The 20,345-nt window shown below is 66.1% G+C and carries 20 protein-coding genes and 1 tRNA gene; 12 read left to right on the top strand and 9 right to left on the bottom strand.

Translation table 11 applies throughout. From position 1 onward, the window contains the following. Positions 1 to 23 precede the first annotated feature (23 nt). Complete coding sequence (locus G557_RS0107680) at positions 24 to 569, top strand: antibiotic biosynthesis monooxygenase (RefSeq protein WP_028245586.1); 546 nt, start codon at positions 24 to 26, stop codon at positions 567 to 569. A gap of 1 nt (position 570) precedes the next feature. On the opposite strand, the gene G557_RS0107685 is transcribed toward G557_RS0107680, so the two are convergent. From G557_RS0107685 to G557_RS12390, 3 genes are read right to left on the bottom strand one after another with little or no spacing between them, the layout of a single operon-like run. Beyond that, positions 571 to 1,920, bottom strand: a complete 1,350-nt coding sequence (locus G557_RS0107685; protein WP_028245587.1) for a D-alanyl-D-alanine carboxypeptidase family protein — start codon at positions 1,918 to 1,920, stop codon at positions 571 to 573. Then, the gene (locus G557_RS0107690; protein WP_028245588.1) at positions 1,917 to 2,285 is read right to left on the bottom strand and encodes a hypothetical protein; all 369 of its coding nucleotides are present in this window, start codon (positions 2,283 to 2,285) and stop codon (positions 1,917 to 1,919) included. Before G557_RS0107690 ends, G557_RS0107685 begins: the two co-directional genes overlap by 4 nt. After that, entirely contained in the window at positions 2,282 to 2,887 is a 606-nt protein-coding gene (locus G557_RS12390) for an EndoU domain-containing protein (protein ID WP_028245589.1), read from the bottom strand. Before G557_RS12390 ends, G557_RS0107690 begins: the two co-directional genes overlap by 4 nt. Positions 2,888 to 2,964: 77 nt before the next feature. Here G557_RS12390 and G557_RS12395 point away from each other — a divergent pair, with 77 nt between their 5' ends. From G557_RS12395 to G557_RS0107715, 4 genes are all read left to right on the top strand, one after another. After that, a complete protein-coding gene (locus G557_RS12395) occupies positions 2,965 to 3,486 on the top strand; it encodes a YbaK/EbsC family protein (protein WP_051224854.1) in 522 nt (173 codons plus the stop codon). Next, entirely contained in the window at positions 3,483 to 4,082 is a 600-nt protein-coding gene (locus G557_RS0107705; RefSeq protein ID WP_028245590.1) for a nitroreductase family protein, read from the top strand. Before G557_RS12395 ends, G557_RS0107705 begins: the two co-directional genes overlap by 4 nt. 129 nt (positions 4,083 to 4,211) lie before the next feature. Continuing rightward, positions 4,212 to 4,790, top strand: a complete 579-nt coding sequence (locus tag G557_RS0107710) for an NADPH-dependent F420 reductase (protein ID WP_028245591.1) — start codon at positions 4,212 to 4,214, stop codon at positions 4,788 to 4,790. 187 nt (positions 4,791 to 4,977) lie between these two features. Then, a complete protein-coding gene (locus tag G557_RS0107715; protein WP_028245592.1) occupies positions 4,978 to 6,369 on the top strand; it encodes an NAD-dependent succinate-semialdehyde dehydrogenase in 1,392 nt (463 codons plus the stop codon). Between the two features lie 83 nt (positions 6,370 to 6,452). On the opposite strand, the gene G557_RS0107720 is transcribed toward G557_RS0107715, so the two are convergent. The 4 genes from G557_RS0107720 to trhO all read right to left on the bottom strand — a co-directional run bounded on the left by G557_RS0107720 (position 6,453) and on the right by trhO (position 11,567). Further along, positions 6,453 to 6,713: a GlsB/YeaQ/YmgE family stress response membrane protein gene (locus tag G557_RS0107720; protein WP_028245593.1), complete on the bottom strand. Its 261-nt coding sequence runs from the start codon at positions 6,711 to 6,713 to the stop codon at positions 6,453 to 6,455. A 107-nt stretch (positions 6,714 to 6,820) separates the two neighbouring features. Then, on the bottom strand, positions 6,821 to 9,307 hold the full coding sequence (locus G557_RS12400; protein WP_084627074.1) for a bifunctional lysylphosphatidylglycerol flippase/synthetase MprF: 2,487 nt from the start codon (positions 9,305 to 9,307) through the stop codon (positions 6,821 to 6,823). Then, positions 9,304 to 10,653 carry an alpha/beta hydrolase gene (locus G557_RS0107730; RefSeq protein ID WP_028245594.1) on the bottom strand — a complete coding sequence of 450 codons (1,350 nt, stop codon included), beginning with the start codon at positions 10,651 to 10,653 and terminating at the stop codon, positions 9,304 to 9,306. The genes G557_RS12400 and G557_RS0107730 overlap by 4 nt, the downstream gene beginning before the upstream one ends. A gap of 11 nt (positions 10,654 to 10,664) precedes the next feature. After that, positions 10,665 to 11,567, bottom strand: a complete 903-nt coding sequence (gene trhO / locus G557_RS12405; RefSeq protein WP_051224858.1) for an oxygen-dependent tRNA uridine(34) hydroxylase TrhO — start codon at positions 11,565 to 11,567, stop codon at positions 10,665 to 10,667. 99 nt (positions 11,568 to 11,666) lie between these two features. Between trhO and G557_RS12410 the strand changes: the two genes are divergently transcribed. Together G557_RS12410 and G557_RS0107745 are read left to right on the top strand one after the other, a co-directional pair. Beyond that, complete coding sequence (locus tag G557_RS12410) at positions 11,667 to 12,566, top strand: alpha/beta hydrolase (protein WP_051224859.1); 900 nt, start codon at positions 11,667 to 11,669, stop codon at positions 12,564 to 12,566. Beyond that, positions 12,563 to 13,432, top strand: coding sequence for a DNA-methyltransferase (locus G557_RS0107745; protein ID WP_051224862.1), 870 nt, complete (start codon positions 12,563 to 12,565; stop codon positions 13,430 to 13,432). The genes G557_RS12410 and G557_RS0107745 overlap by 4 nt, the downstream gene beginning before the upstream one ends. Positions 13,433 to 13,435: 3 nt before the next feature. Here the strand turns inward: G557_RS0107745 and G557_RS0107750 are convergent, their stop codons facing one another. Next, positions 13,436 to 14,437 (bottom strand): extracellular solute-binding protein, encoded by a 1,002-nt coding sequence (locus tag G557_RS0107750; protein ID WP_028245596.1) that lies wholly within the window; start codon positions 14,435 to 14,437, stop codon positions 13,436 to 13,438. Between the two features lie 55 nt (positions 14,438 to 14,492). Between G557_RS0107750 and pheA the strand changes: the two genes are divergently transcribed. Together pheA and G557_RS0107760 are read left to right on the top strand one after the other, a co-directional pair. Further along, the gene (gene pheA, locus G557_RS0107755) at positions 14,493 to 15,434 is read left to right on the top strand and encodes a prephenate dehydratase (RefSeq protein WP_051224864.1); all 942 of its coding nucleotides are present in this window, start codon (positions 14,493 to 14,495) and stop codon (positions 15,432 to 15,434) included. A 233-nt stretch (positions 15,435 to 15,667) separates the two neighbouring features. Beyond that, positions 15,668 to 16,684: a hypothetical protein gene (locus G557_RS0107760; RefSeq protein ID WP_028245598.1), complete on the top strand. Its 1,017-nt coding sequence runs from the start codon at positions 15,668 to 15,670 to the stop codon at positions 16,682 to 16,684. 163 nt (positions 16,685 to 16,847) lie between these two features. Here G557_RS0107760 and G557_RS0107765 read toward each other — a convergent pair whose 3' ends face one another. After that, the gene (locus G557_RS0107765; protein WP_028245599.1) at positions 16,848 to 17,864 is read right to left on the bottom strand and encodes a diacylglycerol/lipid kinase family protein; all 1,017 of its coding nucleotides are present in this window, start codon (positions 17,862 to 17,864) and stop codon (positions 16,848 to 16,850) included. A 41-nt stretch (positions 17,865 to 17,905) separates the two neighbouring features. Between G557_RS0107765 and serS the strand changes: the two genes are divergently transcribed. The 3 genes from serS to G557_RS0107780 all read left to right on the top strand — a co-directional run bounded on the left by serS (position 17,906) and on the right by G557_RS0107780 (position 20,345). Next, on the top strand, positions 17,906 to 19,174 hold the full coding sequence (serS, locus tag G557_RS0107770) for a serine--tRNA ligase (RefSeq protein WP_028245600.1): 1,269 nt from the start codon (positions 17,906 to 17,908) through the stop codon (positions 19,172 to 19,174). 65 nt (positions 19,175 to 19,239) lie between these two features. Further along, positions 19,240 to 20,121: an HAD hydrolase family protein gene (locus G557_RS12415; RefSeq protein WP_051224866.1), complete on the top strand. Its 882-nt coding sequence runs from the start codon at positions 19,240 to 19,242 to the stop codon at positions 20,119 to 20,121. A 136-nt stretch (positions 20,122 to 20,257) separates the two neighbouring features. Further along, positions 20,258 to 20,345, top strand: a tRNA-Ser gene (locus G557_RS0107780).

Genomic DNA, 20,345 nt, shown 5'->3' on the forward strand with positions numbered 1-20,345 from the left:
AGCTCACCGCTAGCATCGTCGGCATGAGCCAGGCCGTCACCGTCTCGATCCGCCGAACCGTCGCCCCCGGGCACATCGACGAAGTCACTCGCTGGGTGCAGGCCGGGGTCAACCTTGCGAATAAATTTCCGGGCTTTTTGGGCTCCGGCTGGATCAGGCAGAGCTCCGACGGCGACGACTGGCAGATGCTCTACCGGTTCGCCGACGAGGCCTCCCTCGAGCAGTGGGAGCGCTCGACGCAGCGCAGCCAATGGCTCCTCGCCGGCCGTGAACTGGTAGTCAGTGAGACCCATCGGCGCCTCAGCGGCATCGAGGGCTGGTTCGACGAGCAGCCACTGGCCGTCGAACCCGTCGCTCCTCCGCGCTGGAAGCAGGCGGTGAGCATCTTCTTGGGATTCGCGCCGACCAACATCGTTTTCACCCTGCTGACCGCGCACTTCGTGCCTGGCTGGAACGAGATACCACTGGGCTGGCGCACGCTGCTGAGCGTGAGCATCCTGACGCCCGTGATGGTCTATGTCGTGCTGCCCTTCGTCACCGCACGGCTGCGCAACTGGCTGAGCCGCTGACTCAGGCGGCCTGTCTGGTCGACCCGGTGACCGCCGCCAGTGTGGGCTCCACGAGTTCGCCCAAATGGCTCATTCGCCAGCTGAATCCTGGGTCGGGGATGGCCGAGGCGAGCAGCAGCGCCGTCTGCTGCAGCGTCTGGTCGCCGCGCTTCAACACCAATGTGCCGGCTTGTGTGCCTGCTTGAGCCTGTGCGGGCACCGCCGCGCCCTGCACCTCGAGGGTGAGCGGCTCAGCACCCCACGTGAGCGCACGAACGCCGCCTGCCGCAACCAGGTCGCTCTCGCTCGACCAGTCGGTGCTGAGCGTGCCGACCTTCTGCCCAGCCGTGGCAAAGACCTGCACGGTGATTGCGCGCTGAATCGACTCGATCAGCGCCCCGACTTCTGGCTGCATCACGGTGTGGCCCTCGGTGGCGCCAAGGGTGGCACCGATCAGCTCGAAAGACGTGCCGTCGATCTCGAAATGTGCCGACCAGGCCAGGTTCGCTGTGCCCGAGAGCGTGCCAGTCTTCACCCCATCAACCCCATCGACGCCCAGCAGAGAGTTGTGGCTCTCGACCGTGCCCACCCCCTCGATGGTGGCGCTGGTCATCGAGACCACTTCACGCACCACCTCGTTGTCGAGCGCCAGGTCGGCAAGATGAACGATCTGCTCAGGTGTAGCCACGTTGCCGTCGCCCAGCCCGTTCGGGTCGACCTGCACGGCACCCGACAGACCGTTGGCGTCGAGCCAGGCGGCAGACTCGGCCAAAAACGTGGCATCGTCACCAAACGCCCAACGCGCCAGCGTGGTCGCGTAGTTGTTGCTCGAGGGCACCAGCACCAGCTCGATAATCTCGCGCTCGGTCAGCGATTGGCCCACTGGCACCGGCTGCGTGGCGCCGCCCTCTGACTCGTACTGTGCCCGCAGCTGCTCGTCGGCCTCGGTGAGCGTGATCTCGGGCCCCTGCTCGTCGCCTTGCAACGGGTACCGTTCGAGCACCCGCAGCACGGTGATCACCTTCGTGATGCTGGCGATGCGCTGCGCCGATTGGTCGCCGTTGCTCTGCTGCACGTTGATCTGCCGCGAGGCGTCTGCCGCCCCGTCGTTGCGCAGAGTGAACGCGGTCGAACCTGTGCTGGGCCAGGCCAGCTGCACTGCAGGGGCATCAGCCGTGGCCTCTGAAGACACCGTCGCCACTGTCGACGAGGTGTCGATATGCACCTGCTGCACCGGCAGCGGGCCCCAAGCACCCCATGCGCCAAGCGCCGCGAACACGGTGAGCATCCACACTCCGATGAGCAGCGCGAGCCCGCGACGCTCAACCAAACGCGGATCTCCCGCAACGATGCGTGCACCTCGACGAGTCATCGCGGGTCTTCCCCTCGGTTGTGCGCACGCACCTTCGCGGCATGCACACCCCAGTCGCGCAGCAGGCGCGTCAGTGTCACAGTCGGCAGCGAGACGGTCTCGTCGTCGCCCAGGTCATCATGGATGCTCGAACGCTCGGCTTCGATGTGCAGCCTGGTCGTGTTGCCAGCGAGCTCGGCACTGGGCAGACGACCAGAGCGCACCTGTTCAACAGCCTGCAGCAGTGGTCTGACATCACTGCCCTGCACGTCATTCATCAGCAATCGCCCGACCAGATGCGCGCCGGGGTCGACAAAGCGCACCAAGGGCACCTGCGTGCCGTCGCGCATCTGCAGGGTGTCAAAGTCGTGGTCGAAGCTGGTCATTGCTGCAGCGGGTACGCCGTGATGATCTGATCAGTATCGTCGAGCACGATCTGAATGGTAAGCCCACCACCCTGCCCGACGTACGCGCTGCCCTGGGCCTGACGGTCGTCGTAGGCCTCATTGATGGCGTCGACCACCTCTTGCGCGGTCATGTCGGTCGGGAAAAAGGTGGAGTAGCCGCCATTACCAGCTTTCGCCACTCCGTCAACAGTGACCTGCCCGGTGTAGATGCCCTGAGCGTCAGCGGTGGTCAGGGTGCCCTCGACCACGGCGCCGGCGGTGTCGGTGTAGGTCTGCGAGTGGTAGCCCACGGCCTTGCCTCGACTGTTGATCTCGCCAGAGAAGATATGCGTCAGGGCACTCGAGCGAAAGTGCTCGGTGTGCTGCAGCTGGCTCATGAGGTCGATCGAGCCAGAGGCGCCAACACCACCCTCGGCAACGGCGCTGTCGGTGGCCGAGGCACTCGGAGCCAGCGCAGCAGGATCACTCGTCTCCGACTGGCCCAGCTGCGAGACCGCCCACACGATCACCGCAATCACCACAGCAACAATGAGACCTGCCGTCTGCAGACGCGAGCGCGCGGTGGCAGGGTGTGATGTCATACGGATGAGTATAAGTGGACGCGTCGTCACCGCCATCTAGAATGACGGTGTTCCCCGTCAGAGTTCCTAGGAGTTTCATGTCGCTGGATGCCGTGCGCGCCGCTCTCGCCCCCTCCGGTCATGCTGCCGCGATCGTCGAGTTTTCGCAGTCCAGTGCCACTGTGGCTGAGGCTGCTGAGGCCATCGGCACCGAGCCGGCTCGCATCGCCAAGACGATCTCGGTCTACGACGAGGCGCCTGACGCGCCCGAGCACGGCAGGGCCATCCTGCTGGTGCTGGCTGGCGATGCCAAGGTGTCGAGCGGCCGCTTCAAACGACGGTTCGGCTTCAAACCGCACATGCTGGCGCCCGACGACGTCGAGCCGCTGACCGGCCACCGCATCGGCGGCGTCTGCCCGTTCGCCAACCCGGCCGGGGCCCAAGTCTGGCTCGACGAGTCGCTGCGCCGCTTCGACGTGGTCTGGCCAGCAACGGGCAGCGCAAACTCGGCCATTGGTCTGTCGCTGACCGATCTCGAGACGCTGAGCCATGCCCAAGGCTGGGTCTCCGTCGCCCAAGAACCCTCAACTGCTACGCCCAACACACAAGGAGCATCATGACCGAGACCACCACCGCACATCACGCCGCCGACCGCGCAATCGCCACAAGCGTTCCAGTTGCCGACTTCATCAGCGAACGCTGGAGTCCGCGCGCCTTCGATGCACAGGCCTCGATCTCCGACAGCCAGCTCGACGCTGGCCTAGAGGCAGCGCGGCTCGCACCCTCGACCTCGAACACACAGCCATGGCGGTTCATCGTGGGTCGGTGCGGCGGGGCGACCTTCGAGCGCATCCTTGCGCACCTCATCCCGTTCAATCAGGCGTGGGCAGCTCACGCGAGCGCGCTGATCGTCAACGCTGCGGTCACCGAGGTCGATGGCACCTCGCAGCCGACCGCCCTCTACGATCTCGGCCTCGCCGTGCAGAGCCTGGCCCTGCAGCTGCACGTTGATGGTTTCGCCAGCCACCAGATCTCGGGCATCGACGGGCCTGGCATCGATGCCGAGTTCGCACTGCCAGAGGGCGTGCACGCGATCACTGTCACGGTGATCGGCACTGTCGGCAACCCCGCTCAGCTCGACGAACGCCTCGCTGCCCGCGAGATCGCGCCACGTGAGCGACTGCCGCTGACCACCCTCGTGATTGCGCGCGACTGAACGGCGTACCCCCAAGCGACACGCCCGGGGTGATCGATTACCAGTTTTAGTTGACGCAACAAGTTTGCGCTCCTACAGTGAGGATGTCGGCGACGGCCGGCACACATCTTTTCAAAGGAGCACCACACAATGAGCACCATCACCGTCATCGGTCAGGGCAACATCGGCAAGGCAGTCGAGGCCATCGCACAGCGCGGCGGCAACACCGTGCAGTTCGTCGGCCACGAGGCCGACGCCACCATTGAGGGCGACATCGTTGTGCTCGCCGTGCCCTACCCGGCACTGGCCGAGATCGCCGGTCACCTCGGTGCGCAGCTCGCCGGCAAAACCGTCGTCGACGTCACCAACCCGCTCGACTTCAACACCTTCGACTCGCTCGTTGTACCGGCCGACGCGTCGGCTGCCGCCGAGCTGCAGGCTCAGCTGCCCGCCGCCAAGGTGCTCAAGGCGTTCAACACCAACTTCGCCGCCACGCTGGCCACCGGCAAGGTCGGCTCCTCCGACCAGACCACCACCGTGCTCATTGCCGGTGATGACGAGGCCGCCAAGGCAGCACTCGGCGAGTTCGTGACCGCCGGCGGTCTGAACGCGGTAGATGCCGGCAGCCTGAAGCGCGCTCGCGAGCTCGAGGCCATCGGCTTCGTGCAGCTGACCCTCGGCGCCGGCGAGAAGATCGGCTGGGATGCCGGTTTCGCGCTCGTCAAGTGAGTTCGCCGCTGGCGCAGGCACAGGCCTCTGCCAGCAAATGCTCTTCCCGCACCCAGCGCAGATCGCTACGATGTAGGCGAAGTGCACATCCGCACGACCGCACTGTTCAGGCGGTCAGTCCGAGCGAAGACGCTCATATGAGTTCGTCATCCTCGATGCAATGAATCGCAGAAAGAAGGCCAGTTCCATGGCATACGCAACCACGAATCCGTTCACCGGTGAGGTCGTCAAGACCTTCCCGAACGCCACCCCCGAAGAGGTCGACGCCGCTCTTGACCAGGCGCACAAGACCTTCCTCGAGTGGCGTGAGACCAGCTTCGAGCAGCGCGCCGAGATTCTCGCGAAGGCCGCGAGCATCCTGCGCGAGAACAAGAGCGAGTACGCACAGATCCTCACCCTCGAGATGGGCAAGCTGATCGGCGAGGCCGAGCTCGAGGTCGAGCTGAGCGCACAGATGCTCGACTACTACGTGAAGTTCGGCGCTGAGGCTCTGAAGCCGCGCTTCCTGCCCGCCGCCGGCTTCGGCGACACCGATGTGCAGCTGGTCAGCGATCCGCTGGGTGTGCTGTTCGCGGTTGAGCCGTGGAACTTCCCCTACTACCAGGTGATCCGCATCACTGCCCCGCAGGTGACCGCCGGTAACGTGATCGTACTGAAGCACGCCTCGAACGTGCCTCAGTCAGCCCTGGCAATGGTCGATCTGTTCCGCAAGGCCGGCGCCCCTGAAGGCCTGCTGACCAACCTGTTCCTGCCCCACGATCAGACCGAGCGCGTCATCGCCGATCCCCGCGTGCGCGGCGTTGCCCTCACCGGCAGCGAGAAGGCCGGATCAATCATCGCCGGTCTGGCGGCCAAGCACCTCAAGAAGAGCACCCTGGAGCTCGGCGGCGCCGACGCCTTCATCGTGCTCGAAGATGCCGACGTCGAGAAGGCAGCCGACTGGGCCGTCTTTGGTCGCCACTGGAACGGCGGCCAGGTCTGCGTGTCGTCGAAGCGTCTGATCGTGGTTGACGCCGTGTTCGACAAGTTCGCGGCACGCTACCGCGAGGGCGTGGCCAAGCTCGTCGCCGGTGACCCCACCGACGCCAAGACCACGCTGGCACCGCTGTCGTCGCAGCAGGCTGCTGACGACCTCAAGGCACAGGTCGAGAAGGCCGTTGCCGAGGGTGCCAAGGCCGAGACGCTCGGCGCTGCCGTGCCCGAGCAGGGCTCGTTCTACCAGCCGACGATCCTCACCGAGATCAGCGAAGACAGCGAGGCGTTCCACACCGAGTTCTTCGGCCCGGTGACCCAGCTGTACCGCGCCAAAGACGAAGACGATGCCGTGCGCATCGCCAACGACTCGCCGTTCGGCCTGGGTGGCTCGGTCTTCAGCCAGGACATCCACCGTGCTCAGGCGGTCGCCCGTCGACTCGACACCGGCATGGTGTACATCAACCAGCCCACCGGTGTGAAGGCCGACATTCCGTTCGGCGGCGTGAAGAACTCGGGCTACGGCCACGAGCTCGTCGACCTGGGCATCAAGGAGTTCGTGAACGAGAAGGTCGTTGTCGTCACCGACATCAACGGCTCGTTCTGATCAACTGAACAGACAAGAGAGGCGCAGTCCGCATCGTGCGGGCTGCGCCTCTCTTGTGTCTTCGGGTGACGACGTGCTGTTCGTCAGCGCTTCTTGCCGGTCAGCGCACCATAGATCAGCAGCACGATGATCGAACCGCCGATCGCAAGCGCCCACGACCCGAGGCTGAAGAAACTGTCAACCGACGCACCGAACAGCAGTCCGCCGATCCAGCCGCCAACCATCGCGCCGATCACGCCCAAAATCAGAGTGGCGATCCAGCCGCCGCCCTGCTCTCCGGGCAGGATGGCCTTGGCGATGGCTCCCGCGATCAGCCCGAGCAGAAGGAATGCGAGAAAGCTCATGGGGTGTCCTCTCGTTGGCCCGGAGCGCCTCGGGGAAAGCGAGGCACCGACCCGGGTGTCTCGTCACACTAGCCGACAACGCGCCAGAGCGCATCCCTCGTATATGGTCAGCCCCGCTCTGGCGACGTCTCCTCGTGACGTAGCAGGCGTGCCAAGTCACGGGGGCGCAGGTCGGGCAGGTAGGCATGTGCCACGGCCAAACCGATATTCGACAGCGCCGCCGCATCGGGGTACACGATATAGATCGGTTCTTCACGCGGCTGGAACTTGCGCTTGAACAAGAACAACGAGCGGAATCCGTAGACAGGCTCAAGGGTGTGGCTGATGTAGCCGAGCAGGCCCGAGATCGCCGTGGCTGGAGTCGTCTCGAGCCCCGCGAGCGGCGCGGCCGACAGGCTCATGAACTCCGCTTCACCCTCTTCTTGCAGTCGCTCGGCCATACGTGCGATGAGAAACTCCATCACTCCGTTGGCCGAGTCTGGGCGGCGGCGCATGAAATCGAGCGTCCAACCGACCACCTTGCCATCACGCCAGAAGGGCAGCCAACTGGTCACCGCCTGCAGCTGACCGTGCTCATCTTGCGCAATGAGCAGGCGCACACGACGATCATGCAGTTGCTCGACACCGCCGAGAGTGAAGCCCATCTCCGGCAGCGCCTTCTCGCTCACCCACTGCTCGCTCAGGGCGGCGATCTGCAACTGCACCGCCAGCGACGCATCGGCGAATGTGGTCAGCGTATCGTGCACCCCATCGCGACGGGCGCGATTGATCGCCGTGCGCACATCCTGCCAGCGCTTGCCCTTCGTCTGCCAGGCCCTTGGGTCGATGACCGATTCGAGCCCCACCGAGAATGACTGCCACTCTCTGGCCGCCAACAGGTCGCGACACGGCTGATGCACGCTGTAAAATACCGGGGTCAGGGCACGGTCGTCGCAGAAGCGCACAAACTCGAACACCGCCGCGTCGGCCTCGTCTGGGTCGCCGAATGGATCGGCCAGCGTCAGGGCGATGCCGTGCGACACTCGATAGGCAATGCCCACTCGACCAGTCGATGAGAACCAGTAGAGGCTGCCGGGCCACGTGGCCATGAACGACAGCGACTGCCCGCCAGCCCGAAGCAGCTGATCGACCTCGTGCCGGGCCGATCGCTCATCGCGCGGCAGCACCACCTGCAACAGGTGCACGAGCACCCCGAGAGCGACCAGCCCGAAGAGAGGGCCAATCCACTCATAGACGAAGGCGGTGAGCAGGCTTGTCGGCAGAAACCCGGGTGACGTGAGGCGCAGAAAACCCACCGGGATGAACCGCTCCGGCAGATCGGCAATCAACTGCCCCAGCGTTGGTGCCGTGGTGAATCCGTCGGGCAGGCTCAGGCCCACGACAACATACACCACGGCCAAGCCCAGGCCAGTGCCAAGCACCGTGATGAGACCCCGGCGAACGCGCTGCGGATGCGCCGGCAGCTGCAGGTGCCGCAGCCCCGCGACCAGCACCGCGACGACACCCAGCGGGGCAAGCCCAGAGGCCACCAGAGCGATGCCCAACTCTCCCTGCAGGTGCACACGATGGGTGAGATCAAGCCCCTGCAGCCCGAACGGCCCGATGACGAAATACCACAGTGACAACAGCGAGATCGCCGTATTCATACCGATTGCCACCCACGCGGCAACGCGGCGACCCTTGAGAATGCCATATGCCGCAACGAGCATAATCAGGGTGGGCAACAGCGACACCGCGATACCACCCGGTGTGCTGACGCGCTGCAGCGTGAACTCGTGCAGACACTGCGACGAGATCGCTCCGCCCAGACACTCCGCCAGGCGGTCTGAGTCGACGGTGCCCTCATCGCTGAGCAGCAGCCCCAACGGCGCGAGCGGCCCGAGGCGCAACGACGAGAACACTGTCAGCAGCGGGCCAACGGCCATCAGCGCCACGGTGAGCGCCAGCAGCACCCTCGCCTCATGATGCGAGCTGCGCCGCAGATCGCGATGGGTGATGTCTCTGCTCCAGAAACGTCCGAGCGCATGCCCGATGGCGATGGCGAACAGCGCGTAGAGATCGACGGGGTCTGCGATGAACAGCAGCAACGTGATGACCACGGCATAACCGACCACGTGCACGCGCCTGCGCCAGAGCACACCCATGAAGCTGGCCGAGGCCATCAGCACGCCCAATAGGGGTACCGCCATGCTCACCGAGATTTCGTCGGCCACCGCAGTCGCCCACAGCTCAGCCCGGCTGGCCCCGAAGACCGCAATCGCCATGCCGATGGCCACGCCGCCCACACCGCTGAGCACGGCGGCCACTGCAGTGCGGGCCCAGCCCATCCTGGGCTCGGCCAGCCCGAGCACAATCACGAGCAGCAGCAGATGCACCACGAGCAGTGCCCAGTCGGCGTCGAACAGGAACGACACCAAGATACTGACCACATCACCCGAGCGAACTCGGTCGACACCAGTGTGCGCCAGCGTGGTGAGCAGGTCGGTGCCGGCAGCCACATCCCACAGTCGCACCACGATGTTCGCGGCGAGCACCAGCGCGACGGTGGCCAAGGTCAGAGGCCGCGTGCGCATCCAACCGACAAGCCGACTCATGGGCCCTCGATTTCGCTCACCGACGACCAGGTCGACAACGACTGTGCCTGATCGGTCAGGCCGAACCAGACGCCGAGCTGATCGATGCCAGCGGGCAGCACGTTGCGCACCGTCCAGAAGTCGTGGCTGGTGCCCTCAGAGAGCACTCCGCGAGTGGTCATGCCAGCAGCATCGGCTGCAGCACGCAGCTGCGTAATGTTGCTCTGTGCCTGAGAGTCACCGCTGCCTGCAGCGAACAGCACATGCTGACTCGATGGCGCATGCTGCGCGATGGCGCCCAAGGGAGTGTGCGAGACGAAGGCATCGCGCGATCCGGCGAAATACTGGTCGATCATCTGCTGCTCGGTGCCGTTATTGGGCTCAATCTCACTCGAGATCGCAAACATGCTGCCGAACAGCTGCGGATAGGCCGGGCCGATCTGCATGGTGCAGGTGGCGCCTTGCGAGAATCCCGCGAGCGCCCACTGGTCGACACCAGAAGCCACCGGCAGATGAGCGCGAATCCAGTTGGGCACGTCGACGGTGAGATATGTCTCGACGTTGCCGTACTGCGTGGAGTCAACGCAGATCGGGTTGTTCAGCGGTGCGCCCAGCTGGTCGGGCGCCACCACGATCGGGGCCACCCCATCGTGTGCGGCCGCGTACTGGTCGAGCACGGTGTCGAGCCCACCGGCCACGAACAGATCATCGGTAGAGCCGGGCTGCCCAGAGAGCACGATGATGACTGGCAGCGCGGCTGCCTCATCGGTCAGTGCGGCAGGAGGCAGCCAAACGTTGGCATGCCGGGCGGCGAATCCCGAGGTGGTCGCCGGGATGTCCACCGAATACGTTCGCCCTGTGCTCGGTGCTGACGACGACTGTGTCTCACGCCACTGATCGATGTCGAGCGTCGCGGTGCGCTCGAGTGAGCTGCTGAGTGCCGCGTAGTAGGGCATGCCGAACAGGCTGCGTACCTTGGGGTACTGGTTGTATGCGCCGTCGATCTGGGTGCCGGTGAACACCAGCACCAGCACGGCGAGCAGGCACGAGACCGCGCGCCGCCAACCGACGAGCGCGACGATGCCGACCACTGCCGCACCGAGCATCCCGAGCCCCAGCGCGGTACGACGAATCACCGTCCAACCCAGGGTTACGCCGAAGCTCACCCACACATCTGAGACCAGCCAGGTCAGCAGCAGACCGAGCCCGAAGCACACGACGCCCACGATGACAGCGACCAGCAGTCGGCGTCGAGAGCGTCGCCACAATGCCACCGCCAGCCAGGCAAGGCCAGCAAACACCAGCACGCGCACCGTATCAACGAACCATCCGCTGACGATGTTGATGTCGAGCAACCAGTCGAGCATAGTGGGTCTCCTCAGGCGTTCGCCGGGGTGCGCAGCCCGAAGCGCTCAGCCACAGTGGCGGCCAGCAGAATCTGCGTGGGCTCGGCGTCTTCGAGCCCGAGTTCGGCGAGCAGTTCGGCGGGCATGCGATCGGTGTCGTAGTACTCGGTGGCCGGCTCGCCGGTGAGCGCACACCGCCCGATGACCGCCGCGTGGTCAGAGAACGTCACCGTCTTACGATCGTCGAACACATAGAGCGAGCCCTGCCAGAGCCCGTCGTCGCCAAAGCGCTCTCCGTAGCGCACGATGCCGCCGTCGATCTGGTAGACCTCGCTGAACCCGCGGGAGAGCATCAGCGCGCTGAGCACCTCGCAGCGCACGCCGCCAGTGCAGTAGGTCACCACCGGGCGATCTTTGATCTCGTCGTAGGCACCGCTGTCGAGTTCTGCGATGAAGTCACGGGTGTGGCTCGTGGCCGGCACCACGGCGTTGCGAAAACGCCCAACTTCGGCCTCGAAGGCGTTGCGCCCGTCAAAGAACACGACGTCGTCGCGCGTGGCGACCAGTTCGTTGACTTCGTCTGGGCTGAGGTGGCGACCACCGCCGACCACGCCCGACTCGTCGACCACGACCTCGTCTGGCACCCCGAATGTGACGATTTCGGGGCGCACCTTCACGCTCAACCGCGGAAAGACCTGGTGTTCGGTCGATGACCACTTAAACTCCGTGTCACGGAACGGGGCATACTCACGAAACCGGCGCACATAACGGCGGCAATCTTCGATGTCACCGCACAGCGTGCCGTTGATGCCGTGCTCGGCGATGATGATGCGCCCCTTGAGCTCGAGCAGCTCGCACAGGGTTCGCTGCCAGAGCCGAATGGCCTCTGGGTCTTCGACGGGGGTGAACAGATAGAAGAGCAACACCTTCTGCATGCCGCCAAGCCTAGCGGTCGACGCGCCGCACAGGGCATGCCCGTGTGCGACTGACGCAATTCACGCCACACGCACAGCCCGCCGGGTACAGTGGTGAGCATGCCCACTGTCGACGAAGCCATCGAAGCGCACCTCACCGCACTGCGCGAGTCGGGTGCGAGCGTCGAATCGTTCGTCGACCCGTGGGGCGTCGAGGTCTTCACCTCCACCTGGCGCACAGACGCTGCTCAACCACGCGGCGTCATTCAGCTGGTGCATGGCATCGGTGACCACATGGGTCGCTACCGAGACACTGCGCAGCGCCTGACGGCCGCTGGGTATCACGTGATCGCCGATGACCACCGGGGCCATGGTGCCACCGGCGCGCGCGCGCTCGACGATCTGAGTCTGATCGGCCGGCTCGGCCCGGGGGGGCTCCAGGCGGCAATTCGCGACGTCTACACCGTCACTGGCTTGGCCACGAAGCTCGGTGACGGGCAACGCCCCATCCTCTTCGGGCACAGCTGGGGTTCGTTCATCGCCCAGCACCTGCTCAACCTGCGCTCTCGCGCATATGACGCCGCGATCCTCACCGGCACCGGCTACTGCCAGCCGGGCTGGGTGCACTCAAGTCGGTTCAACCGCGCCTGGCAGACCCCCGAGGCCACCGGCTTCGAGTGGCTGAGCAGTGTTTCCGAGGTGGCCGAACGCTTCGCGGCCGACCCGCTGACCTCAGACTGCACGGTGCTGGCCAGCCACGGCTTCTGGGATGCCCTACACCTCATGACACGACCCAGCCCGAGCATCCGCTCAGATTTGCCGTTGTTCATCGCCAATGGTGTGGCCGACCCGGTGGCTTCGCCCAAGTCGGTCGAGCGACTCGCGCGCGCCTACCGCGAGGTGGGGCTGCAGAACGTCAGCGTCACCATCTACCCGGGCATGCGACACGAGATTTTCAACGAACGCGATGCCGATCGGTTCTTCGCCGACCTGCTGGCCTGGCTCGACGACAATCGATGAGCGCTCAGGGGCGATTCGCCGACTTGGCCGCCGGGCACGGGTTGGTGTTCGAAACCGACAATCTGCCACTGCTGCGCAGCTTCGCCGATGAGTCATTTCAACTGATCTACATCGATCCGCCCTTCAATACGGGTCGCACCCAAACCCTGCATCGGCGCACCGTGCAGCGCGCCGACGACACCGCCGAGGGCGTCCGCGTGGGCTTTCAGGGGCGCAGCTACACCACGACCCTCGGCGAACGACGCGCCTACACCGACCGGTTCGACGACTACTGGGCGTTCCTCGGCCCTCGGCTGGCCGAGGCCCGGCGTCTGCTCGACGCCACCGGCACGCTCTACGTGCATCTCGACTACCGCGAAGCTCACTACGCCAAGGTCGCCCTCGACGAACTGTTCGGTCGCGAGTGCTTTCTCAACGAGATCATCTGGGCGTACGACTTCGGCGGCAAGTCACGCCGCCGCTGGCCGGCCAAGCACGACACAATCCTGGTCTATGTGAAAGACCCCGAGCACTATCACTTCGACTCCACCGCGGTCGATCGCGAGCCGTACATGGCGCCGGGGCTGGTCACCGCCGAGAAGGCTGCTCGCGGCAAACTCCCCACCGACGTGTGGTGGCACACCATCGTGCCCACCAGCGGCAGCGAACGCACCGGGTATCCGACGCAGAAGCCCGCGGGCATCCTGCGCCGCATTGTGACCGCCTCCAGCCGACCGGGTGACCTTGTGCTCGACTTCTTCGCCGGCTCGGGCACCACCGGCGCGGTCTGCGCCGAGCTTGACCGACGGTTCGTGCTGATCGACGAAAACCCCGATGCCGTAAGCGTCATCGAACGCCGGCTGGGCGAACACGTACAGCGCGGCTGACGTTCAGCTGCCCGACTGCCACTGTGCCAGCAGTGCCGCCTGCTGCGGCTGCAGATCGCCGAGGGTGAGCCCGGCTGACAGGCGCTGATCAAAGGGATCGACGAATGCACGGTAGGCGTCGGGCACCGCAACGTCACGCTGCACAGCGACCGACTGCCACGAGTCGGCGAGATCGGCCTGCACGGATGCCCCAAGCAGCCAGTCGATGAACTTGCGAGCCTGATTCACATGCGGCGACTCGGCGGCGATGCCGGCGTAGCGCACGCGCCGCACACAGCTGCCGTCGACCACCGAGATATTCCGATCTGGAAATGTATTAATGGCGGCAGTGGCCGAGGCGAACACGATCGGCGCCGAGCCGCCGGCCAACGACGAGCTGCGCAGCACCTCGGCCTCTGTGGCAACCAGCGTCGCGCTGTGCAGCGCGGCCACAGCAGTGTCAGAAGCCTCAGCTGCGGCGGTGAGCACGGCCATCCCAGCGCTGCTCGTGGTGGGGTCTGGCACCACCACATGCTGGCCAGAGGCGAGCGCAGTGGCCAGATCGGCGGGCAGATCGGCACCCTCTGCGGCGAGCGCGTCGTCGTCAGCCACTGCGCACACATAGTCATAAGACACCGCAGTGAGGCGATCGCTCGTCGACAGCGCGAAGTCTGCCGCGCCGTCGCCGGCCGCGGGCGATATGTATGAGACCAGCCCGTCAGAGCGATCGAGGCGTGAGGCGTTGGCGTCGCTGACCCCCAGCACGAGATCTGGCGCGCCCCCGGTGATCGCGGCAGCCAGCTCGACGTCGCTGCGTGCGTTATCGACGGTGACGGTGATGCCGGTCTGCGCGGCAAAGTCGTCGAGCACCTGCTGCGGAATCTCGAGGCCTGCCGCCACCTGCACCTGCAGCGTGCCGTCGTCGATCTGGTTGACGGTGGGGGTGGCGCAGGCGCTCAATGTCACGCTGCCCGCAATCAGCGCGGCGGCCAGCGCACGAAGCGGGCGAGGGGCAGGTCGGGGCACAGCAGGAGTCTACCGCGAGCGCCTGCACCGTTCAGCTTCGGATACCCTGAAGAGCATGATCCACAGCACGCCCACGGTCGGCACCGGTACGTACAGCTATCTCGGCCCGGCCGGCACCTTCACCGAAGATGCCCTGCGCCAGGTGCCCGAGGCTGTCGGGGCGCTCTGGCGGCCAGTGGCTACCGTGGCGCAGGCCATCGACGACGTGGTCGACGGCACCAGCGTGCGGGCGGTGATCCCGATCGAGAACTCGATCGAGGGCGGCGTGAGCGCAACCCAAGACGCGCTGGCGACAACCCCGGGCGTGCGCATCTGGGGCGAGTATCTGGTGCCGATCCATTTCGCTCTGCTCGCTCGGCCCGGCACACGCATCGAGCAGGTGCGCACCATCACGACGCATCCAGTGTCATACCCCCAATGCCGCAACTGGATCGCCGAGCACCTTCCCGACCATGCCTTCATTCCCGCGCCCTCCAACGCCGCCGCCGCGGCTGCTGCCGTGAACGATGACCGCGTCGACGCTGCCATCGCGGGCCTGCGGGTGCTCGATCACTACGATCTCGAGGTGCTCGTCGACGACATCGGCGACAACCACAACGCTGTCACCCGCTTCGTGCTGATCGGCCCCGATCATGGCGTGCCCGAACCTACCGGTGCCGACAAAACCTCACTGGTGGCTGAGCTGCCGGTCGACGAGGCCGGTGCGCTGCTGCGGCTGCTCGAGCAGTTCAGCACCCGCGGCATCAACATGAGCCGCATCGAGTCGCGCCCCATCGGCGACGAGCTCGGTCGGTACCGGTTCACCATCGACCTCGAAGGGCATGTGCTGGATGCTCGGGTCGCCGAGGCTCTCAAGGGCGTGCGGCGGTTCAGCCCCAATGTGGTGTTCTTGGGGTCGTTCCCCCGGGCCAATCATGAGCGACCAACGGTCACCACAGTGCACGACAATGCCGCCTTCGCCACCGCCGAGCGCTGGTTCGACGAGCTGCTCGAATGAGCGAGTCTTCTGCGCGCCGTTCGCGCATCCATACCGTGGGCCATGCACGTTTGTGCGCCGTTCACGCAGCCATTGCAGCGAAATAAGAGCGCAAACGACGCACAAACACTCTCCGCACGCCCTTGCCTCCCCGCGAGCACGCGGCAGCACCCCCGCCGCTGAGGTTTTCCACAGGCAGTTGCACGTCTGTGGAAAACCTCGTGCCCTCCGCATCGCGCTGACAGAGTGGGCGCATGCGTCCTGCTGCCCTGCTTCCACCGTCACTCGGCGAGATCTTCACCGTCGATCAGGCCCTCGCCGCCGGGGTGCCTGCCGGCAGACTGCGCGGGCGTGATCTGGTCGCACCCTTCCGCAACGTTCGTGCCCGAGGCCAGGCCGCCGCAGCTCTGCGCCTGTGCGACTCCCCGCCCACTGCGCTCAGCGCAGCACAACAGCACGCGTTACTCACCGCGCGAGCGCAGGCGTTCAGCCTGCGCATGCAACCGGGCGAACACTTCAGCCACAGCACCGCGGCGCTGCTCTGGGGGCTGCCGCTGCCCACCCTGCCCGACCACCGCATCCATGTGACCATGCCGCCGGGCCGCCCCAGACGACATGTCCGCGGAGTCTGGCTGCACTCCGCGCCGCTCACCGCACCACAGACAGTGCTGCACCGGTTCGCTGGCCGCGCACTCCCAGTGGATGCTCCCGTCGCACACCCCATCTCCACCTGGCTGGCGCTCGGCAGATGGCTCGGTCTGCACGATCTCGTTGCGGTTGGCGATGCGGTGGTGCGCATCGACCGGCTGCCCTGGCCCATCGCCCATCGCCCGACACTCCCTCCGCTGGCGACGACCGCCGAGCTGGCCGCGGCTCTCGAGGCGTTCCGGGGCCACGGTCGCACCCGCCTGCAAGCAGCGCTGCCCCTGCTGCGCACCGACTCGTGGTCGCGCCCCGAATCACTGCTGCGGCTGCACCTGGGCGAGGCCGGGCTGCCCGAACCGCAGCTCAACATCGATATCTTTGCTGCCGATACGTGGCTGGCCTGCGTCGACGGCGCCTGGCCTCGCTGGCGGGTGTACTTCGAGTATCACGGTGCCGGGCATTTCACCGATCGTGCGCAGGTGGTCAGCGACATCGATCGACGTGAGCGGTTGGCACAGGCGGGCTGGGTCGAAGTGACCCTCACCGCAGAACACGTGCTGAAGCGCCCGCAAGAGGGTGTGGCCCGGGTGAGGGCAGCGCTGATACGCCGCGGATGGCGCGGCTGACGCTCTATGCCTGCCTCAGGCAAGTCGGTGCGTCGTTCACGCAGCCATTGCAGCGAGATGAGGCCGCAAACGACGCACAAACACTCCGCGCGCCACTCCGCGCGCGTCAGCGGGCGCACCACCAGCCCCACTCGCCCACTCGCAGGCCGAGTCACATGCAGCACTACCGCTGCGGCACCCGCACCAGCAGCGCCCCGGGGCTCACCCGCGCGTCGATGGCCACCGCCTCGCCGAACACGTCGCCATCGAGCTCGCAGGGGCGCACCCCGTCGATGCGCACACTCACCGTGCGACCGATCGAATGCGACAGCGTGGTCAGACGGCGCGTGCCGCCGAGCTGAATCAGCCGTTGCCCGGCCCGCGAGCGCGAGAGCGGATGCTCCACCACGATGCGTCGCCAGATGCCGAACCAGTCGCGCAGCCGCTTGGGCGAGATGGTCAGCACGTCGAGCTCGCCGTCATCGATCGCAGCATCGGGCACCAGCAGCAATCCGCCGGGCAGAGCACCGCAGTTGCAGATGAGCACGGTGTCAGAGCGCGTACGGATGCTGCGGCGGCGGTCGGTCGTGATGCTCGCGTGAAAGCGGGTCGAGCGGTTGACCGCACGAAACGCCCCACTGACATAAGCCACCCACCCGAACAGACGCTTGAACCGCGAGTTCGTCGCGACCATGATCTCGGCGTCGAGTCCGAGCCCGGCCATCACCACGAAGGCTTTGGTCTCGAGCGTGCCGTCAGGGCGAGTGATGTCGGCCATCCCCACGTCGACCGGCCGGTTCTCCCCGCCGAACGCCGTCTTCACGGCAACCGAGAGGTCAGAGAGATTCAGCTCGAGATTGCGTGCCAGCACGTTGCCGGTGCCGGCCGGAACGAGTGCGACCGGCACGCCGGTCGAGGCGAGCTCTTCGGCGACAACTCGCACTGTGCCGTCGCCCCCGGCCACCAACACGACTGCAGCACCATGCTCCACGGCGGTGCGGGCAGCCTGAGCGCCCGAGTCGTCGGGGTCGGTCTCAAGCCACTCTGTAGTGCCCCACCCGCGCCGCTCTGCCTCACCGTCGACCAGCGAATTCAGTCGACTGCGCTCGAGCTTCTTGGGGTTGTACACGACCGCGGCATGCGGCCGCGCGCGGTCACCGGTGGCGACCTGCGTGCTGTCGGGGGTCTCGGGGTCTGCCATGTCGCCCACTCTACCGGGGAGGATGCGTCTAGGCTGGGAGGGTGATCGATGTCGAACTGCTCCGCTCCACCCCCGATGCCTTCCGTGACAGCCAGCGCGCCCGGCAGGGCGACGTGTCGGCGGTTGACCGCGCCCTTGAGGCCGACGAGGCCCGTCGCGCAGCCCTCACCCGCTTCGAGACGCTGCGCGCCGAGCAGAAGGCCTTCGGCAAGAAGGTGGCACAGGCTCCCAAAGACGAGAAGGCTGCGCTGGTCGCCCAGGTGCAGGGGCTCGCTGAAGACGTCAAGCGAGCCGAGGCCCAAGCCAACGACGCGGCGCAGGCCTTCGACGTAGCGGTGCGGGGCATCCAGAATCTGGTGCTCGATGGCGTGCCCGAAGGCGGCGAAGATGACTTCACCGTGCTGCGCGAAGTCGGTGAACACCCCGCGTTCGACTTCGCGCCCAAAGATCACGTGGCCCTCGGCGAGAGCTTGCAGCTGTTCGACCTCGAGCGCGGCGCCAAGGTCAGCGGTGCCCGCTTCTACTACCTGACCGGCTGGGGCGCCCGCCTCGAGCTCGCCCTGCTCAATCTCGCCCTCGACCAGGCCATCGGCGCCGGCTTCACACCTCTGATCACCCCCACCATCGTCAACCCCGACATCATGCGCGGCACCGGATTCCTCGATTCGCACTCCGACGAGATTTACTACCTTGAGGCCGACGACCAGTACCTCACCGGCACCAGCGAAGTGGCGCTGGCGGGCTACCACTCCGACGAGATCATCGACCTCGCCGCCGGCCCCAAACGCTATGCCGGGTGGTCGACGTGCTACCGACGCGAGGCGGGCTCACACGGCAAAGACACCCGCGGCATCCTGCGCGTGCACCAGTTCAACAAGCTCGAGATGTTCGTCTACACCACCCCCGATCAGGCGGTGGCCGAACATCAGCGCCTGCTGGCCTGGGAAGAGCAGATGCTCGCCAAGGTCGAGCTGCCCTACCGCGTGATCAACACCGCCGCCGGCGACCTCGGCTCGTCTGCCGCGCAGAAGTTCGACACCGAAGCTTGGATCCCCACGCAGCAGACCTACCGCGAGCTGACCAGCACCTCGAACTGCACCACCTACCAGGCCCGCCGCCTGGGGGTGCGCTACCGACCCGAAGAGGGTGGCAAGACCACTCCGGTCGCCACGCTCAACGGCACCCTGGCCACCACTCGCTGGCTCGTGGCCATCCTCGAGAACCATCAGCAGGCCGACGGCTCCGTGCGCATTCCCGAAGCGCTGCGCCCATATCTCGGCGGCATCGAGGCGATCACTCCGGCCAGCTGACCGTTCGTTCACCTGCACGTCAGGTGCCCGGGTCACACTCGTACCCCGACGAAAGGATGGTGGTCATGGTCGGCAACGTACTGCCCTGGCAAGCTCCCGGCAAAGGGGCGTTTCCCGATACAGGCAGCATTCCCCTGCCCCAGATCACCGACGACCGCTGGCTGATCGCCCTCGATCTCGACGGCACCACCGTCGACGCCGACAACCGCCCGAGCCCTGCCGTGCAGCGTGCGATCGACCGCGCCCAGGCGGCCGGCCACATCGTGATGATTGCCACCGGCCGCCCGGTCTCAGGTGTGCTGGGCGTCTATCACGAGCTCGGGCTCACCGCGCCCTACACCGTCGTCTCGAACGGAGCGCTCGTGTGCGGCATGCGCGACGGCGACCGCCCGTATCGCGTGGTCGACATGACCATGTTCGACCCCGCACCGGTCATCGACGTGGTGGCACCCGCTCTGCCCGAGGCGATGTACGCCGTCGAGGATGCCGACCAGGGCTATCGCTTCGACCATCCGTTCAACGTGGGCACATTTGGGGCCCCCACCAAACTGGTCGACGTCGATGACCTGCGCTCGCGGCCGGTGACCCGTGTGGTAGTGGTCTCGCCACATCACGACACCGCAGATTTTCGCGCCATCGTGCGCTCGATCGGCCTGCACGAGGTCAGCTACTCGATGGGCTGGACCGCCTGGCTCGACATCGCCCCCTACGGCGTGAACAAGGCCACAGCACTCGAGAAAGTTCGACGTCGTCTGGGCATCTCCCGCTCTCGCGTGCTGGCCGTCGGCGACGGCCTCAACGACCGCGAGATGATCGCCTGGGCTGCCGAACAGGGCATCGGCGCGGCGATGGGCCATGCCCTGCCCGAGGTGCGTGCACTGGGCAATCATGTGGTGGCAGATCTGGCCGGCGACGGCGTGGCCGAAGCGATTGGGCTGGTGCTATAGCGCGCATCCATGCGCCGCCGCAGTGGGCGGCCGCACAGAACGCCGCGCTGCAACCGCCCCAAAGCAGCCCGAAACAGCCCGATGTCACACCGAACGGCCGAAGCTCTTATATGATGATCTGGTTGCTCTGCAACGAGGTGGGCTGTCCGAGCGGCCGAAGGAGCTTGTCTTGAAAACAAGTGAGGGGCAACTCTCCCTGGGTTCGAATCCCAGGCCCACCGCCA

The organism is Pseudoclavibacter soli DSM 23366, from assembly GCF_000423505.1.
Classification (GTDB): domain Bacteria; phylum Actinomycetota; class Actinomycetes; order Actinomycetales; family Microbacteriaceae; genus Pseudoclavibacter_A; species Pseudoclavibacter_A soli.

What these genes read in the sequence shown, in the direction of transcription:
- G557_RS0107680 (WP_028245586.1), top strand. Translation starts at nt 24, where the DNA reads ATGAGCCAGGCCGTCACCGTCTCGATCCGCCGAACCGTCGCCCCCGGG.
- G557_RS12395 (WP_051224854.1), top strand. Translation starts at nt 2,965, where the DNA reads ATGTCGCTGGATGCCGTGCGCGCCGCTCTCGCCCCCTCCGGTCATGCT.
- G557_RS0107715 (WP_028245592.1), top strand. Translation starts at nt 4,978, where the DNA reads ATGGCATACGCAACCACGAATCCGTTCACCGGTGAGGTCGTCAAGACC.
- G557_RS0107720 (WP_028245593.1), bottom strand. Translation starts at nt 6,713, where the DNA reads ATGAGCTTTCTCGCATTCCTTCTGCTCGGGCTGATCGCGGGAGCCATC.
- G557_RS0107760 (WP_028245598.1), top strand. Translation starts at nt 15,668, where the DNA reads ATGCGTCCTGCTGCCCTGCTTCCACCGTCACTCGGCGAGATCTTCACC.
- G557_RS0107710 (WP_028245591.1), top strand. Translation starts at nt 4,212, where the DNA reads ATGAGCACCATCACCGTCATCGGTCAGGGCAACATCGGCAAGGCAGTC.
- G557_RS0107705 (WP_028245590.1), top strand. Translation starts at nt 3,483, where the DNA reads ATGACCGAGACCACCACCGCACATCACGCCGCCGACCGCGCAATCGCC.
- G557_RS0107765 (WP_028245599.1), bottom strand. Translation starts at nt 17,864, where the DNA reads ATGGCAGACCCCGAGACCCCCGACAGCACGCAGGTCGCCACCGGTGAC.
- G557_RS0107745 (WP_051224862.1), top strand. Translation starts at nt 12,563, where the DNA reads ATGAGCGCTCAGGGGCGATTCGCCGACTTGGCCGCCGGGCACGGGTTG.
- G557_RS0107685 (WP_028245587.1), bottom strand. Translation starts at nt 1,920, where the DNA reads ATGACTCGTCGAGGTGCACGCATCGTTGCGGGAGATCCGCGTTTGGTT.
- G557_RS12410 (WP_051224859.1), top strand. Translation starts at nt 11,667, where the DNA reads ATGCCCACTGTCGACGAAGCCATCGAAGCGCACCTCACCGCACTGCGC.
- trhO (WP_051224858.1), bottom strand. Translation starts at nt 11,567, where the DNA reads ATGCAGAAGGTGTTGCTCTTCTATCTGTTCACCCCCGTCGAAGACCCA.
- G557_RS0107690 (WP_028245588.1), bottom strand. Translation starts at nt 2,285, where the DNA reads ATGACCAGCTTCGACCACGACTTTGACACCCTGCAGATGCGCGACGGC.
- G557_RS12400 (WP_084627074.1), bottom strand. Translation starts at nt 9,307, where the DNA reads ATGAGTCGGCTTGTCGGTTGGATGCGCACGCGGCCTCTGACCTTGGCC.
- G557_RS12415 (WP_051224866.1), top strand. Translation starts at nt 19,240, where the DNA reads ATGGTCGGCAACGTACTGCCCTGGCAAGCTCCCGGCAAAGGGGCGTTT.
- G557_RS12390 (WP_028245589.1), bottom strand. Translation starts at nt 2,887, where the DNA reads ATGACATCACACCCTGCCACCGCGCGCTCGCGTCTGCAGACGGCAGGT.
- pheA (WP_051224864.1), top strand. Translation starts at nt 14,493, where the DNA reads ATGATCCACAGCACGCCCACGGTCGGCACCGGTACGTACAGCTATCTC.
- G557_RS0107730 (WP_028245594.1), bottom strand. Translation starts at nt 10,653, where the DNA reads ATGCTCGACTGGTTGCTCGACATCAACATCGTCAGCGGATGGTTCGTT.